The sequence below is a fragment of the Bradyrhizobium sp. LM2.9 genome, from assembly GCF_054056555.1.
The window spans coordinates 4,764,291-4,779,994 of record NZ_JBSRYJ010000002.1; the positions used below are offsets into that span (position 1 = coordinate 4,764,291).

At 65.9% G+C, this 15,704-nt stretch carries 9 protein-coding genes and 4 pseudogenes; 6 read left to right on the top strand and 7 right to left on the bottom strand.

All coding sequences use genetic code 11. The features are described from left to right. Positions 1-5 precede the first annotated feature (5 nt). Positions 6-1,154, top strand: a complete 1,149-nt coding sequence (locus ACVWW3_RS24845; RefSeq protein ID WP_456648350.1) for an acyl-CoA dehydrogenase family protein — start codon at positions 6-8, stop codon at positions 1,152-1,154. A 15-nt stretch (positions 1,155-1,169) separates the two neighbouring features. Continuing rightward, entirely contained in the window at positions 1,170-2,366 is a 1,197-nt protein-coding gene (locus ACVWW3_RS24850; protein ID WP_456672166.1) for an acyl-CoA dehydrogenase family protein, read from the top strand. 107 nt (positions 2,367-2,473) lie between these two features. Here ACVWW3_RS24850 and ACVWW3_RS24855 read toward each other — a convergent pair. From ACVWW3_RS24855 to ACVWW3_RS24865, 3 genes and pseudogenes are all read right to left on the bottom strand, one after another. Beyond that, positions 2,474-4,799 (bottom strand): annotated as a pseudogene (locus ACVWW3_RS24855) (xanthine dehydrogenase family protein molybdopterin-binding subunit). A 115-nt stretch (positions 4,800-4,914) separates the two neighbouring features. Further along, positions 4,915-5,790, bottom strand: coding sequence for a dihydrodipicolinate synthase family protein (locus ACVWW3_RS24860; RefSeq protein ID WP_456648349.1), 876 nt, complete (start codon positions 5,788-5,790; stop codon positions 4,915-4,917). A 100-nt stretch (positions 5,791-5,890) separates the two neighbouring features. Further along, positions 5,891-6,082: pseudogene (locus tag ACVWW3_RS24865) on the bottom strand (VOC family protein); the annotation flags it as partial. A gap of 184 nt (positions 6,083-6,266) precedes the next feature. Between ACVWW3_RS24865 and ACVWW3_RS24870 the strand changes: the two are divergent. Continuing rightward, positions 6,267-7,133, top strand: coding sequence for a S1C family serine protease (locus ACVWW3_RS24870; protein WP_456648348.1), 867 nt, complete (start codon positions 6,267-6,269; stop codon positions 7,131-7,133). After that, positions 7,130-7,501: a response regulator transcription factor gene (locus ACVWW3_RS24875; RefSeq protein ID WP_456648347.1), complete on the top strand. Its 372-nt coding sequence runs from the start codon at positions 7,130-7,132 to the stop codon at positions 7,499-7,501. Before ACVWW3_RS24870 ends, ACVWW3_RS24875 begins: the two co-directional genes overlap by 4 nt. A 12-nt stretch (positions 7,502-7,513) precedes the next feature. Here ACVWW3_RS24875 and ACVWW3_RS24880 read toward each other — a convergent pair. The 4 genes and pseudogenes from ACVWW3_RS24880 to ACVWW3_RS24895 all read right to left on the bottom strand — a co-directional run bounded on the left by ACVWW3_RS24880 (position 7,514) and on the right by ACVWW3_RS24895 (position 12,559). Continuing rightward, positions 7,514-8,593: pseudogene (locus tag ACVWW3_RS24880) on the bottom strand (sensor histidine kinase). Next, positions 8,580-9,272 carry a response regulator transcription factor gene (locus ACVWW3_RS24885; protein WP_354047650.1) on the bottom strand — a complete coding sequence of 231 codons (693 nt, stop codon included), beginning with the start codon at positions 9,270-9,272 and terminating at the stop codon, positions 8,580-8,582. Before ACVWW3_RS24885 ends, ACVWW3_RS24880 begins: the two are co-directional and overlap by 14 nt. 97 nt (positions 9,273-9,369) lie before the next feature. Then, entirely contained in the window at positions 9,370-9,927 is a 558-nt protein-coding gene (locus ACVWW3_RS24890; RefSeq protein WP_456648345.1) for a hypothetical protein, read from the bottom strand. Between the two features lie 298 nt (positions 9,928-10,225). Then, positions 10,226-12,559 (bottom strand): Tex family protein, encoded by a 2,334-nt coding sequence (locus tag ACVWW3_RS24895; protein WP_456648344.1) that lies wholly within the window; start codon positions 12,557-12,559, stop codon positions 10,226-10,228. 292 nt (positions 12,560-12,851) lie between these two features. Between ACVWW3_RS24895 and atzD the strand changes: the two genes are divergently transcribed. Next, positions 12,852-13,955: a cyanuric acid amidohydrolase gene (gene atzD, locus ACVWW3_RS24900; RefSeq protein WP_456648343.1), complete on the top strand. Its 1,104-nt coding sequence runs from the start codon at positions 12,852-12,854 to the stop codon at positions 13,953-13,955. 132 nt (positions 13,956-14,087) lie between these two features. After that, a pseudogene (locus tag ACVWW3_RS24905) lies at positions 14,088-15,558 on the top strand (amidase). The last annotated feature ends 146 nt before the right edge of the window (positions 15,559-15,704 follow it).

Below are 15,704 nucleotides of genomic sequence, written 5' to 3' on the forward strand. Positions count from 1 at the left end.
ACAGGATGGATCTCAATCTCAGTGACGAGCAACGTCTGCTGCGCGAAAGCGCGGAGCGCTTCGTGGCCGGAAGCTATGATGCCGATCACCGCCGCAAGATGGCGAACGATCCGCTCGGCTTCAGCCCCGCGGTGTGGAAGCAATTCGCCGAGCTGGGCTGGCTGGCGTTGCCGATCGCGGAAGAGTTTGGCGGGCTCGGCGGCGGCGCGGTCGAGATCGGCATTTTGACGGAAGCCTTTGGCCGCGGGCTGGTGTCGGAGCCGTATATCGCAACGGTGGTGCTTGGCGCAGCACTGGTCGAGCGATGCGGCGGCACGGTGCAGAAGCAGGCAATCCTGCCGAAGGTCGCCGACGGATCGCTGAAACTGGCGTTTGCGCATTCGGAGCGCGGGGCGCGGTTCGATCTCGCCAAGGTCGCGACCATTGCCAACAAGACGGCGCAAGGCTGGCGACTCTCCGGCAGCAAGATCGCGGTGCTCGACGGCCACGCCGCCGACGAGATTATCGTCTCCGCGCATATCCATGATCATCGGGGGCCATCGGGCCGGATTGGCCTGTTCCTGGTGCCGGCAAAGACGCCGAGCGTTGCCGTCAGCGACTATGAGCGCCTGGGCGGCGGGCGCGCCTGCAATATCGAACTGTCGGACGTGCAACTGCCGCAAGCCGCCTTGCTCGGTGACGGACACGACGCGCTGCCCGCGATCGAATGGGCCGTCGATCGCGCCATGGCCGCGCTCGACGCCGAGGCCGTGGGCATCATGCAGGTGCTCCTGGAGACCACGCTGGAGTACACAAAAATCCGCAAGCAGTTCGGCCGGCCCCTTTCGGCCAACCAGGTGATCCGCCACCGCCTCGCCGACATGGCGGTGCAGGTCGACGAGTCGCGCTCGATGGCGCTGCGCGCCGCGCTGAAGGTCGATGCCAATCCAGTCGAGCGCGCGCGGGCCGCGTCGGGCGCGAAGGCGAAGATCGGCAGATGTGCGCGCTTTATCGGCGAGCAGTCGATCCAGCTCCACGGCGGCATGGGTGTCACCGAGGAGCTCGAGGTCGGCGCCTACTTCAAGCGGCTGGTCGCTTTCGACACGCTGTTCGGCGGCAGCGCTCACCATTATAGCCGCCACGCCCAGCTCGGCCGCAACGTCATGCCTGCCTGACACAAGGAGCGGATCATGGACCTGTCGTTCAACACTGAGGAGCGCGCCTTTCAGGACGAGGTGCGCGGCTTCATTGCGAAAAACCTCGCCGAGGAGATGAAGCGCGCGACGGCGCTGACGCCGTCGGTGTTCTCCGACCCCGACATCGGCATGGCCTGGCAGCGGACGCTGCACAAGCGAGGCTGGGGCGCGCCGGGCTGGCCGGTCGAGCATGGCGGGCCGGACTGGACGCCGGCGCAGCGCTGGATCTTCGAGGCCGAAAGCGCGCGCGCCGGCGTGCCGAACGTCAACGTGATGGGCGTGAAGATGGTCGGGCCCGTCATCATCGGTTTCGGCAGCCCTGAACAGAAGAACTTCTACCTGCCGCGCATCCTCTCCGGCGAGGACTATTGGTGCCAGGGCTATTCCGAGCCGGGCTCCGGTTCCGACCTCTCCTCGCTGAAGACGCGCGCGGTGCGCGACGGCGACGACTACATCATCAACGGCACAAAAATCTGGACCACGCATGCCCATCACGCCAACCGCATGTTCGCGCTGGTGCGCACCAGCGACGGCCCGCGGCAGCAGGACGGCATCAGTTTTGTCCTGATCGACATGAATGCGCCAGGCATCACGACGCGCCCCATCCTCACCATCGGCGGCGACCACGAGGTCAACCAGGTGTTCTTCGACGACGTGCGGGTACCCGTTGCCAATCGCGTCGGCGAGGAAGGCAAGGGCTGGACCTACGGCAAGTACCTGCTCGAATTCGAGCGCGGCTCCGGCATCGCGTCGGCGAAGCTGCGCGAAGGGCTGAAGGCGATTGCGGAGCTTGCCGAGTCGGATTTGACGGGACGCGCGATCGACAGTCCCGACATCGCGACGCGCATCTCGGAGGTCGAGGTCGACATCGACGCGCTGGAGATGACGGAGTTGCGTGTGCTGTCGACGCTGCAGACCGGGCAGAATCCCGGCGCTGTGTCGTCGATCCTCAAGCTGCGCAACAGCGAGATCCGCCAGGCGGTGACCCGGCTGGGGGCCGATGTGATCGGCCACGACGCGCTCGCGGTCGAGCCGATGCGCCCGCTCTACAGGCTCAACCACGAGCCGGCGATGCCGGAGGAGATGCTGACGGTGGTGCCGGAATATCTCAACGGCCGCGCCTACACGATCTTCGGCGGCACCTCGGAGATCCAGCGCGATATTATTGCGAAGATGATGCTGGGGATTTAGCGCGCGACCCTCTCGCCTGTCATTGCGAGGAGCCGTTGCGACGAAGCAATCCAGGCTGCCTCCGCGGAGGGATTCTGGATTGCTTCGCTGCGCTCGCAATAACGGTATTAACCCGCCACCTTTGCGTCCCGGATCGCCTGCCAGATCTTCTGCGGCGTCAGGGGCGTGTTGAGCTGGCTAATGCCGAGCTCGGCGAGCGCATCCATCACGCCGTTGGTGACGCAAGGGGGACCGCCGATGGCGCCGGATTCGCCGCAGCCCTTGGCGCCGAGCGGATTGGTGCGGCAGGGCGCGGAATCGTCGAGCGTCACCATGATCGGCGGGACGTCGTCGGCGCGCGGGATGCAATAGTCCTGGTAGCTCGCGGTGAGAAGCTGGCCGTCGGAATCATAGGACACGCCCTCGTACAGTGCCTGGCCGATTCCCTGCGCAACACCGCCATGGATCTGCCCCGTCACCAGCATCGGGTTCACAGCGACGCCGACGTCGTCAACCGTAGTGTAGCGCACGACCTTGGAGACGCCGGTCTCCGGGTCGATCTCGACCTCGCAGATATGCGTCCCGTTCGGCCAGCTCGGACCATCGACCTCGCCTTCGGAATCGACGCTGAGCTTTGCGCCGCTCTCCTTCTCGGCAATATCGAACAGGCTGATGCGGCGGTCGGTGCCGACCACGGTGAGCATGCCGCCCTGGTATTCGATGTCCTCGACCGAGGTCTCCAGCACGTTCGCCGCCTTCTCGCGCGCCTTCTGGATCAAATCGTTGGAGGAGACCGCAACCGCCGTGCCGCCGACGAACAGCGAACGCGAGCCGACGCTGCCAAAGCCTGTTGCCAGATCAGTGTCGCCCTGGACCACGTCGATCTTGTCCATGGCAATGCCGAGCGTGTCGGAGATCATCTGGGTGTAGGTGGTCTGCAACCCCTGCCCCATCGCCATGGTGCCGGAATGCAGGACAACGCGGCCCTGCGCGGTCGCGTGCATACTGACCGTCTCGGTATGAGCGCGGCCCCCGGTCCATTCGATATAGGAGGTGAGCCCGCGGCCGTAGAGCAGGCCTTTCTTCTTCGCCGCCTTCTTGCGCGCGGCAAAGCCGTCCCAGTCCGCAAGCTTCACGGCACGGTCGAGCATGTGCGCGAAGGCGCCGGAATCGTAAACCTGTCCCGCCGCATTGGTGTAAGGCAGTTGCGCCGGCTTGATGTAATTGGCCTTGCGGATCGCGCGCGGATCCATGCCGATTTTCCGCGCGGCAGCGTCGAACAGACGCTCGACGATGAAGACCGCTTCGGGACGGCCGGCGCCGCGATAGGCCCCGACCGGCGCGGTGTGGGTCATCACCGACTTCACCTCGAAATGCACCAGCGGCAAATCGTAAACGCCGGTCTGAACGAACGGCCCCAGCACCAGCGGAATGATGTTGGCCGCGCCCGAGGAATACGCGCCGGTACAGCCAATCGAGCTGACGCGATAGGCCAGCACCTTGCCCTTCTCGTCGAGCGCGAAAGAAGCGGTCGAGGTCAGATCGCGGCCATGAGTGCCACCGACGAATTCGTCGGTGCGGTCGCCGCGCCAGCGGATTTTTTTGTTCAGCTTGGTCGCGGCATAGGCGACGATGCCGTCTTCCGGATAGAGATTGGTCTTCTGGCCAAAGCCGCCGCCGATATCGCCGACCAGCACGCGCACGCTATCCTTGGGACGCTTCAGCACGGCTTCGGCCAGCACGTCGCGGGTCGAGGCGGGCGTCTGCGACTGCACGTGCAAGAGGAGCCGTCCGGTCTTTTTGTCGATCTCGGCGATGGTCGAAGCGCGGCTCCATGGCCGACGGCACAAGGCGCTGGCTGACGAGATCGAGCTCGACGGTATGCGCCGCCTTGGCAAAAGCCTCGCCAACCTTGGCGGCATCGCCGTAAGCCATCGCGCCGACGATGTTGTCGGGTGCCTCCGCCCACACCACCGGCGCGCCCGGCTTCACCGCCTCGACGGGATCGACCACCGCCGGCTGCACGTCATATTCGACAACGATCGCTTCGGCCGCGTTCTGGGCGTCAGCACGCGAGGAGGCCACCACGGCGGCCACGGCCTCGCCGGCGTAGCGCACGATTTCGTGCGCCAGCAGGCGGCGTGGCGGCACCGTCATCGGCTTGCCGTCGGGGCGCTTGAAGATGCTCAGCGTCGGGATGACGCCGATGTCGTCCTTGACGAGGTCGGCGCCGGTATAGACCGCGGTCACGCCGGGCATCGCAGTGGCGGCGCCGGTGTCGATCGAGACGATCTTCGCGTGGGCGTGCGGCGAGCGCAGCAGGTACAACCACAGCGCGCCCTCTTCCGGCTTGTCGTCGATGAACTGCCCCTTCCCGGTGAGCAGCCGCTGGTCTTCCAAACGCTTGACGGGCTGCCCCGCTCCGAAACGCAAATTGCCGGGAAGAATGTTCATTCCGTGGGGTCCCTTAATCTCTCAAATGCGGCAGCCTTTTAGCGGATCGAGGCATGCGAGGCCAGCCGCGGTTTTGGGCGGTATATCCACGATTTCGTCATGCCGGGTATGGCGGCTAGCCCAGCTCCCGCAACGCCGCTTCCACGATTTTGCGCGCATCTTCGGTGAGAGCGGCCTGCGGCGGGACGGGATCGCCAACGTCGTAGCCCTGGATGGCCAATCCGGCCTTGATGCAGGCGGCGAGATTGAAGCGGGCAAAAGCCTCGTTGATGCGCCACAGCCTGCGCTGGAGCGCCATCGCCTCGTCCCAGCGGCCGGCCTTGCAGAGGTCGTAGAGCGCCACGCTCTGGCGCGGGATGATGCAGGCAGGGCCCGCCATCCAGCCGAGCCCGCCGATCAGCATCACCGCGGCCGGGATGTGGGCGGAGGCCGAGAACACCCGCAAGGCATCGCCGCAGCGGTTCATGATCGAGAGCAGCCGGCCGGTATTGGTCGAGGCGTCCTTGATGTAGCCGATGCGCGGATGCTCGGCGAGGCGCGCGATGATATCGAGGGTCAGATCGGAGCGCTGGAATTGCGGATTGGTGTAGATGACGACGGGGATGTCCACGGCATCCGCGATGGCGCGGAAATAGGATTCGATCTGGGCATCGGCGAGCGGGAAATACGCTTCCAGGATCGCCAGAATGCCGTCGGCGCCGAGCTTCTGATACGCTTTCGCCTGCGCCACCGCGTCCGCCGTCGAGGTGGAGGCGACGCCCGCGACGACCGGCACACGTCCCTTCGCCGCCTCGATCGTGGTCCGCACGATCGCCGTGCGCTGCACGGCGTCGAGATAGGCGAACTCGCCGGTCGAGCCCAGCGGCGTCAGGCCGTGCACGCCGGCGCCGATCAGATCGACGCAGAGCCTGCTGAGCACGTTCGTCCGCACCGCGCCATCGGCATCGACAGGCGAGACGAGATAGGGAAAGACGCCGTGAAAGTCGGACATGGCAGGTGTGAATCCCGGAAACTGGCTGACGCCTGACCGGTCTTACCAACGCTCGCGCCGGCGATCAAACCCTGATCAGCCGCACTCGCGTGCCCCAGGAATCGACGGCGGCATAGACCTCGATACCGTTACCCTCGGGGTCGTCGAGATAGACCGACTCGCTGACGAGGTGATCGGCGAAGCCCGACATCGGCACCCGATACGAGGCGGCGTGCACCAGCCAGCGCGCGAGGTCCTTGCGCGTCGGCATCAGCAATGCGGTGTGGTAAAGGCCGGGGGCATTGCGTGGCTCGCTGAAAATCGTGGAGGCGACGCAATTTCGCGATTGCAACACGTTCGCGTGAGCGGCTCCCAATCACATACTCGTCGACCGTGGTCTTACGGACCAGCTTTCCAGATCAGCTTTCCTGGCCATCCGGCCAGTTTCACAATTCGCCGCGACATCCCAGATTGGGGGCAGCTTACAGGAGCCTGCCATGACCGACCCCACTCCGCTGTCTTCACTGTCGTCCGCACTTGCGGATGTGGTGGCGCGCACCGCGCCGTCCGTCGTCGCCGTGCGTTCGCATCGCGCCCGCGCCACCGGCTTCGTCTGGAAACCCGGCCTGATCGTCACCGCCGACGAGGCGCTGGCCGACGAGGGCGAAGTCGAGATCGGACTCCCCGACGGCAGCACCACGGCTGCCACGATCGCCGGCCGCGACCATACGACGGATATCGCACTGCTGCGCGCCGATACTGCGCTTGCCCCGGTCAAGCTGGCCACAACGGTCCCGCCCCTCGGCGCGCTGTCGGTCGTCATCGCCACCAACCGCGACACGCCGAGCGCCGCGCTGGGGATGGTATCGCTGTCCGGCAAGAGCTGGCGCAGCCTGCGCGGCGGCGACATCGACGCGCGGATCGAGCTCGACGTCCGCTTGCGCTCCAGCCAACAGGGCGGCCTCGCGCTCGACGCATCGGGCGAAGCCTTCGGCATGGCCGTGCTCGGCCCGAGGCGCGTGCTGGTGATCCCGACAGCGACGATCGAGCGGGTCGCGGCGCAATTAGAGGCGCGCGGCCGCATCGCGCGCGGATATCTCGGCCTCGGGCTCCAGCCGGTCCGGCTCGACGATGGCGTCGGCGCGATGGTGATGAACGTCGACAAGGCCGGACCTTCGGCCGCGGCCGGCATCCGCCAGGGCGACGTCATCGTCGCCGTCAACGACCAGAAACTGTCAGGCGTACGTGCACTGTCGCGGACGCTGGGTCCGGCGAGCGTCGGCGCGGTGGTCGACGTGGCCGCGCGCCGCGGCGGCGAGCCGGTCAGCTTCAAGGTCACCGTCGGCGAGAGGCCCGAGGCGTGAGCGAGGACATCGCGCCCGAGATCGTGCTGTCCCTGGAGATCGACGATCCCGCCCTCGCCGATCGCCTGGCGGCTCTGCTCGGCAATATCGCCGGGGTTCGCCTCGCCGGACCCGGCGAGAAAGCCACGGCGACGATTGTCACCCGCGATCCACGTATCATGCCCGACGATATCGCGCTGACGCAGCGCGAGCTCGACGTGCTGGCGCTGATGGCGGAAGGTGGCTCCAACAAGATGATCGCGCGTCAGCTCAACATCTCCGTGCACACCGTGAAGTTCCATGTCGGCTCGCTGCTCGACAAGCTCGATGCCACCGGCCGCACCGATGCGGTGGCTCATGCGGCACGGCGCGGCGTGATCGAGCTTTGACACGATCGGGCTTCATTGCGCCGACGTCTTGGGGAAGCTTAGCCGGACCGTGAGGCCCGGCGCGTTGTCATGCAGCGCAATCTCGGCGCCATGGAGGCCGGCAACGGCCGCCACCAGGCTCAAGCCGAGGCCGTTGCCCGGCGTGTAGCGGCTCTGTTCGAGCCGGTAGAGAGGCGCTTGAACACGTGATCGCGCTCCTCAGTGGGAATACCCGGACCATCGTCGGCGATCGCGATCGTCGCACCGCCGTCGGCGCTGCGGCAGGTGACGCTCACCTGCCCGCCTTTGCAGCCGTGCTTGATCGCGTTGTCGACGAGATTGGCGATGGCGTCGAACAGCAGGTCGCGATCGCCCGTGATCGCCACCTCGCGGTCGCCACCCAGGTTGAGCCGGGTCGCAACCTGTTCGGCGGCGGCATCGTAGAGCTCGACGACCTCGCCGGCGATCCCGGCGAGATTGAGGGTGCGAAACGCGCTACGGCGGGCGCGGGTCTCGATCTCCGAAATGCGGGTGATGGAGGCGAACATGCCGAGCACCGCGTCGAGATCGGCGATGGTGTCACCGATCAGCGCTGCGTCGGCCTCACCGTTGCGCGAGGCATGATAGGCCTTTTCCAGCCGGCCCCGCATGCGCGTCAGCGGCGTGCGCAGATCGTGCGCGACGTTGTCGTCTGACCTGCTTGACCTCGCCCATCAGCGTCTCGATGCGGTCGAGCATCTGGTTGAGGTTTTCGGCGACGCGGTCCCACTCGTCGTGACTGCCGCGCAAGGGAATGCGCTGATCGAGGCCGGACATCATGATGGCGCGGCTGGTGGCGTTGATCTCCTCGATTCGCCCGACCGTGCGCCGTGTCACCAGCACCGCGGCGAGCCCGGCGAGCACCAGCATCAGCACGGCGACCGCGGCCATCGCGAGCTCGATCATCGCGGTGAAGCCGCGGTGATCGCCGGCATCGCCGACACGGCTCTTCACATAGGCCATCGTGCCGAAATAGACATAGGCCATGATCGCCGCGACGATCAGCCCGAATGCCGCGATCGCGATCAGTGCCAGGCGGAAGGTCGAGGAGCGGAGCGTTTTAACCAGGAGCACGGAGACAATATCCGATGCCGCGAATGGTGTGGATCAGCGGATAGGCCTGGGCATCGTCGACCTTGCGGCGGACGCGGCCGACATAGACGTCAATGATGTTGGTGGAGGGATCGAAGTGCAGATCCCAGACATGCTGGAGCAGCATCGCGCGGGAAACGACCCGGCCCGCGTTGCGGACGAGATATTCGAGCAACTGAAACTCGCGCGGCAATAGCGGAATCTTCCGGCCGCGGCGGCTGGCGTTGCGCGCGATCAGGTCGATGGCGAGATCGCCGACCCGCAAAATCGTCTCCTTGGCGACCGTGTCGCTGCGGCGGCCGAGTGCCTCCAGCCGCGCCAGAAGCTCGACGAAGGAGAACGGCTTGACGAGATAGTCGTCGCCGCCGGCGCGCAAGCCGCGCACGCGGTCGTCGACCTCGCCCAGCGCCGAGATGATCAGGAACGGCGCTGCGATGCCGTCGTCGCGCAATTGGCGCATCACGGTGATGCCGTCGATGTCGGGCAGCATGCGGTCGATGGTGATCACGGCATAGTCGCGCGCGGCGCCGTGGCTGAGGGCTTCACGCCCCGTGGCGGCGAGATCGACGTCGTAGCCAGAAATCGTCAGCTCCTCGACGAGCTGGCCTGCGGTTTCCGCATCGTCCTCGACGACCAGAATGCGGCGGTGACCTCCGGTCATGACAAACTCCGCGCGACGATCGCCATCAGACTATCCCGTTCCGGGGCTGAGCGGAACCGCCCGATGACGATCGCGACAATGGTGCGGTACGGCGATGCTAGTACCAAGAGTCTCCGCACACATTGACCCATTGCCGCCCATAGGGCGTCCAGTTCCTGCGCCAGCAACCGTCGTCATAATAATTGGCGTAGTAGAAGGGGGCGCCAACGAAGGCGAACCGGTGGAAGCGATGGTGGCGGGAGAAAAACGCGTGGCGGCCGATGAAGGGCCTGCCGTGCCAGCCGGCACCGGCGAAACGCGGCCCGAAGGCGGCGCGGGTCGCTAGTGGCGCACCGGCAAAGCGCGGCCCAAAGGCAGCGTGGGCCGCCATCGGCGAGCCAGCAAAGCGGGCGCCACCGAAGTGAGCACCGCCCATGCCGCCGAAGTGAGCACTGCCCATGCCGCCGAAGTGCATGCCACCGCCGCCCATGCCGCCGGCGTGCATCCCCCCGCCACCAAAATGCCCGCCGCCACCACCGCCAAAACCGCCACCGCCAAAACCACCACCGCCATGTCCGCCACCACCGCCGCCCCCGCGGGCGAGAACGGGCGAGGCGACCGCCAGCGTCGCAGCAACTGCCGCTGCGACGATGCCTGTGAGAAGCCTGTTGTTCATCTAAGTATCCTCCTTGTCGCGGCGATGGTCTCGCCACTCCAGAGGCTCAGATGAGGAAAACCCGCCCTCACCTTCAACTTACAAATGCGCCAGATTCTGACGCGGGAGTTAGAAAGGCGGACCCGCGCGCGCTCTCCTCCGTCATTGCGAGGAGCTCTTGCGACGAAGCAATCCAGAGTGCCTCCACGCAGGCAGACTGGATTGCTTCGCTTCGCTCGCAATGACGACACGGATGGAGCTCGCCATACGTCGAGCGGCTCACCTCTCCCGCAGAAGGACGGGGAGAGAAGTTAAGACGTCACGCCCGCTTGCCGCCGTTCTTCTCGGCGGCACGGCGCAGCGCTTCGGCGAGGGCGCCGCCGCCGGAAGATTCCTGTTGGCGCGGTGCGGACGAGGTCATGCGGGAGGGGTTGCGCGAGCTGTTGTCGCGCTGCATGCCGGGCGCCTCCTTGGCGCCGACCTCGTCGTCGAGGCGCAATGTCAGCGAGATGCGCTTGCGCGCGACCTCGAAGTCCAGCACCTTCACCTTGACGATGTCGCCGGGCTTCACCACCTCGCGCGGATCCTTGATGTAGGTCTTGGACATCGCCGAAATGTGCACGAGGCCGTCCTGGTGCACACCGATGTCGACGAATGCGCCGAACGCGGCGACGTTGGTCACGGTGCCCTCGAGGATCATGCCCTTCTTGAGATGCTTGATTTCCTCGACGCCGTCCATGAACACCGCGGCCTTGAACGCCGGACGCGGATCGCGGCCGGGCTTTTCGAGTTCGCGCAGGATGTCGGTCACGGTCGGCAGACCAAACGTCTCGTCGACGAAATCCTTCGGCTTCAGCGTGCGCACGATCTCGCTGCTGCCGATCAACGCCTTGATGTCGCTCTTGGTGGCGCTAAGAATCCGGCGCACCACCGGATACGCTTCCGGATGCACACCAGAGGCATCGAGCGGATCCTCGCCGCCGACGATGCGCAGGAAGCCCGCGCACTGTTCGAACGCCTTGGGTCCGAGCCGCGGCACGTCTTTCAGCGCCTTGCGCGACTTGAACGGGCCGTTGGCGTCACGGTACGCCACGATGCTCGAGGCAAGGCCGGAGCCCACGCCCGACACGCGGGCAAGAAGCGGCGCCGAGGCGGTATTGACGTCGACACCGACCGCGTTCACGCAGTCTTCGACCACTGCATCGAGCGATTTGGCGAGCTTGGCCTGGCCGAGATCGTGCTGATACTGGCCGACACCGATCGCCTTGGGCTCGATCTTGACGAGCTCGGCGAGCGGATCCTGAAGGCGGCGGCCGATCGAGACCGCGCCGCGCAGGGTGACGTCGAGATCAGGCAATTCCTCTGACGCGAAAGCCGACGCCGAATAGACCGAGGCGCCGGCCTCCGACACCACGATCTTGGTCATCTTCAGTTCGGCGAGGCCCTTGACGAGATCGCCCGCGAGCTTGTCGGTCTCGCGCGAGGCGGTGCCGTTGCCGATCGCGATCAGCTCGACGCGATGTTTCAGCGCGAGCTTGCCGAGGATCGCCAGCGCCTCGTTCCACTGCCGCTGCGGCTCGTGCGGATAGATCACAGCGGTATCGACCACCTTGCCGGTCGCGTCGGTGACGGCGACCTTGACGCCGGTGCGGAAGCCGGGATCGAGCCCCATGGTGACGCGGGTGCCGGCGGGCGCGGCCAGCAATAGATCGCGCAAATTGGAGGCGAACACGCGCACGGCCTCGGTCTCGGCCGCATTCCACAGCCGCATGCGCAGGTCGATGTTGAGATGCACCTGGATCTTGGTGCGCCAGGCCCAGCGCACCGTGTCGATCATCCAGCGGTCGCCGGCGCGCTTGAGGTCGGCGATGCCGAACCGCTTCATGATCTTCAGCTCATAGGCACTCGGCACGCTCGGCGGCGATGCTTCGGCCTCGGCCTGAATCTGAAGGTCGAGGATCTCTTCCTTTTCGCCGCGGAACATCGCGAGGATACGGTGCGAGGGCAGCTTGGTCAGCGGCTCGGAGAACTCAAAATAGTCGGCGAACTTTTCGCCCTCGGTTTTCTTGCCGTCACGCACCTTGGAGGCCATGCGCGCATTGGTCCACACCTCCTCGCGCAGGCTCCCGATCAGGTCGGCGTCTTCGTCGAAACGCTCGACCAGGATGGCCCGGGCGCCGTCGAGCACCGCAGCGGCGTCGGCAACGCCCTTCTCGGCATTGACGAAGGTTTCCGCCACCACCTTCGGATCGTTGGTGGGCTCTGCCATGAGCTGATTGGCGAGCGGCTCGAGGCCGGCTTCCCTGGCGATCTCCGCCTTGGTGCGGCGCTTCGGCTTGAACGGTAGATAGATGTCTTCGAGGCGCGCCTTGCTGTCGGCAGCGAGAATGGAGGCTTCGAGCGCGGCATCGAGCTTGCCCTGCTCGCGGACCGATTCGAGGATGGCCTTGCGGCGGTCTTCGAGCTCGCGCAGGTAACCCAGGCGCTCTTCCAGAGTCCGCAATTGCGCGTCGTCGAGCGCGCCGGTCGCTTCCTTGCGGTATCGGGCGATGAAGGGAACCGTGGCGCCGCCGTCGAGCAGCGTCACCGTCGCCTCGACCTGCTCCGCCCGAACCCCAAGCTCCTGCGCAATTTTCTGGTTGATATTTGCCACGCGCGAACCCCTCTATCCAACCGCGGCGGCGAACCACCGGCTACGGGACGCCGCTTATGGACCAACCGGGGCTGATTCATCAAGGTGCGGCGAGCGGCCGTCGACAATGGGATTTTTTGTCGAAGCGATGCGATCTCGCCACAATCGTGGGGGTGTCGAAGACGACGCACATCCTGCTGTCGTCCTGGCAAAAGCCAGGACGACGATGGGGATTGCCTCGACACCTTGACAGGCGGCCCGGTTCAGCGGCTGTTTTGTCCGCCGGGCTCCTGAACTCCATGTGAGGACCATAATGCGGACGACATCGGTCGGCGTGATCAGGATCGTCACCAAGGGCCCCGGCGACGTCTCCGGCCTCCTGGACATGATCGGCTCCGGCGCGATCGATCCGACTTCCATCCTGGCCATCCTCGGCAAGACCGAGGGCAATGGCGGCGTCAACGATTTTACCCGGGAATATGCCGTTGCCGCGCTGTGCGCGGCGCTGGCGCCGCAGCTCGGCCTGTCGCCGCAGGAAGTCGAGCAGCGCATCGCTTTCGTGATGTCCGGCGGCACCGAGGGCGTGCTCAGCCCGCACATCACCGTGTTCACGCGCCAGGACGTCTCGCAGCGACCGGCGGGCTTATCAGGCAAACGCCTGAGCATCGGCATGGCGCACACCCGGGATTTCCTGCCCGAAGAGCTCGGCCGCTCCGCGCAGATCACGGAGACGGCCAAGGCCGTGAAAGCCGCGATGGAGGATGCCGGCATTGCTGACCCCACCGACATCCATTTCGTGCAGATCAAGTGCCCGCTGCTCACCAGCGATCGCGTCGAGGCGGCGAACGCGCGCGGCAACAAGACGGTGACGACCAGCGCTTACAGCTCGATGGCCTATTCGCGCGGCGCCTCCGCGCTCGGGGTTGCGGTCGCGCTCGGCGAGATCGCCTCCGACATTCGCGACGACGACGTGCTGCAACGTTACGATCTGTTCTCGAGGGTCGCCTCGACTTCGTCCGGGATCGAGCTGATGCACAACGTCGTCATCGTGCTCGGCAACGCGATGTCATCGACGAGCGAATTCGAGATCGGGCATGCCGTGATGAGCGATGCCATCGACGCCGCCGCCGTACTTGCCGCGCTGGAGAGCGTCGGGCTGGACGCCGCGACGACGGGCCGCGAGCTCGTCAACATCTTCGCCAAGGCCGAGGCTTCGCCTGATGGCAACGTGCGCGGCTTTCGCCACACCATGCTGGAAGATACCGACATCAGCTCGACGCGCCACGCCCGTGCCGCCGTCGGCGGCCTGATCGCCGGCCTCGCCGGCACCGGCGCGATCTATGTCTCCGGCGGCGCCGAGCATCAGGGGCCGGCCGGCGGCGGGCCGGTCGCGGCGATCGCAAAGCTCTCGAATTGATGCATCCGCATGCAATGCGGGTTTGCGGCCGACCTCTCCATCCGGCGCAACCCTGCCCTTCGCGTCGCCTCAGTTGTTTAAAGTGCTCCTCTGCGAAACTAAGATGGCGCCGCACGAAGAGGTTTGGATCGCATGACTTTCCCGATGAGCTGGAATGAATGGGCGCAGCACGACGGCGTGGGACTGGCGGCGCGCGTCCGCAAGGGCGAGCTGACGGCGAAGGAATTGGCCCGCCAAGCCGCTGCGGGCGTCGCCAAGGTCAATCCGGCACTGTCGGGCGTGGTCGAGCTGTTCGAGGACGTGATCGCCGATCCGGCCAAGGACGGCGCCAATCTCGCCGGGCCGTTCGCCGGCCTGCCTTTCCTGGTGAAGGACCTCGGCCCCACCATGAAGGGCCGGCTCCAGGAAATGGGCTCGCTGTTGATGCGCGGCAATCGCGCCGCGGCCGATACGTTCCTGACCGGCAAATTCCGCCAGGCCGGGCTGAACCTGATCGGACGCACCACGACGCCGGAATTCGGCGTATGCAGCTCGGCCGACAATCCGGCCGTCTACGTCACGCGCAATCCCTGGGATACCGATTACACCACTTGCGGCTCGTCCGCGGGGAGCGCCGCGATGGTCGCGGCCGGCGTGGTGCCGATCGCACATGCAACCGATGGCGGCGGTTCGATCCGCATTCCCGCCGGGGTCAACGGCAATATCGGTCTTAAGGTCTCGCGCGGCGTGTTCTCGCTCGCCCCGCACATGTCGGACCTCACCGGGCTGGTCTCGATCCAGGGCTGCCAGTCGCGTAGCGTGCGCGACACCGCCGCCTTCGTCGATCATGCAAGGGGAGCGGCACCCGGCGAATTCATGCCGTTCTGGACCACGGCACAGCCCTATTCCGAGATGATCAAGCGCGATCCGTCAAAGCTTCGCATCGCGCTGTCGCACACCTGGGGCGACTACACCGCGACGCCTGAGATCGCCGCCGAGCTGGAGAAATCTGGCCGCTTCCTCGAAGGCCTCGGCCATCACGTCGATTACGCCTTGCCCGAGCTCGACTTCCGCGCCGCGTTCGAAGCGCAGACCACCTGCTACATCTCGAATTTTGCCGTGGTGATCTCCAATATGCTCGCCGCACGCGGGCTGGAAAAGCCGCCGGTAGATCTCATCGAGCCCATGAACATCCGGATCTGGGAAGCCGGCCGGAACACGAGCTTTGCCGAGGCGGGCGAAGATGCAAGGCGTGTTCAACACGACTTCACGCGCCTTCGGCGCCTTCTTCGAGCAGTGGGACGTGATTCTGACGCCGATCACCGCGCTGCCGACGCCGAAGGTCGGCACCAGGGAATATCTCACCATCTCCGACAATCCTGACGTGCTCGACTGGTTCGGCAATCTCTGGCGCTTCTTCGCCTTCACGCCGCTCGCCAATCTCTGCGGCATGCCGGCGATATCGATGCCGATGGCCACGCAGGAACACGGCCTGCCACTCGGCATCCAGGCGATTGCGAAGCAGGCCAATGACGGCCTCCTGCTGCAACTCGCCGCCCAGATCGAGCGCGCGCTCGACGGCAAGTGGAACGAAGGCAGAAAGCCGAAGGTGCATGTGGGCTGAAGGAAGGCTATCTGCATCCGACAATCGACATGCTTGCGGCCATCCTTCGAGATGCCCGCCTTTGGCGGGCTCCTCAGGATGAGGCCATCCTCGCGGCGTGATCTTTGACCCTCATGGTGAGGAGCGCCGCCTTACGGCGCGTCTCG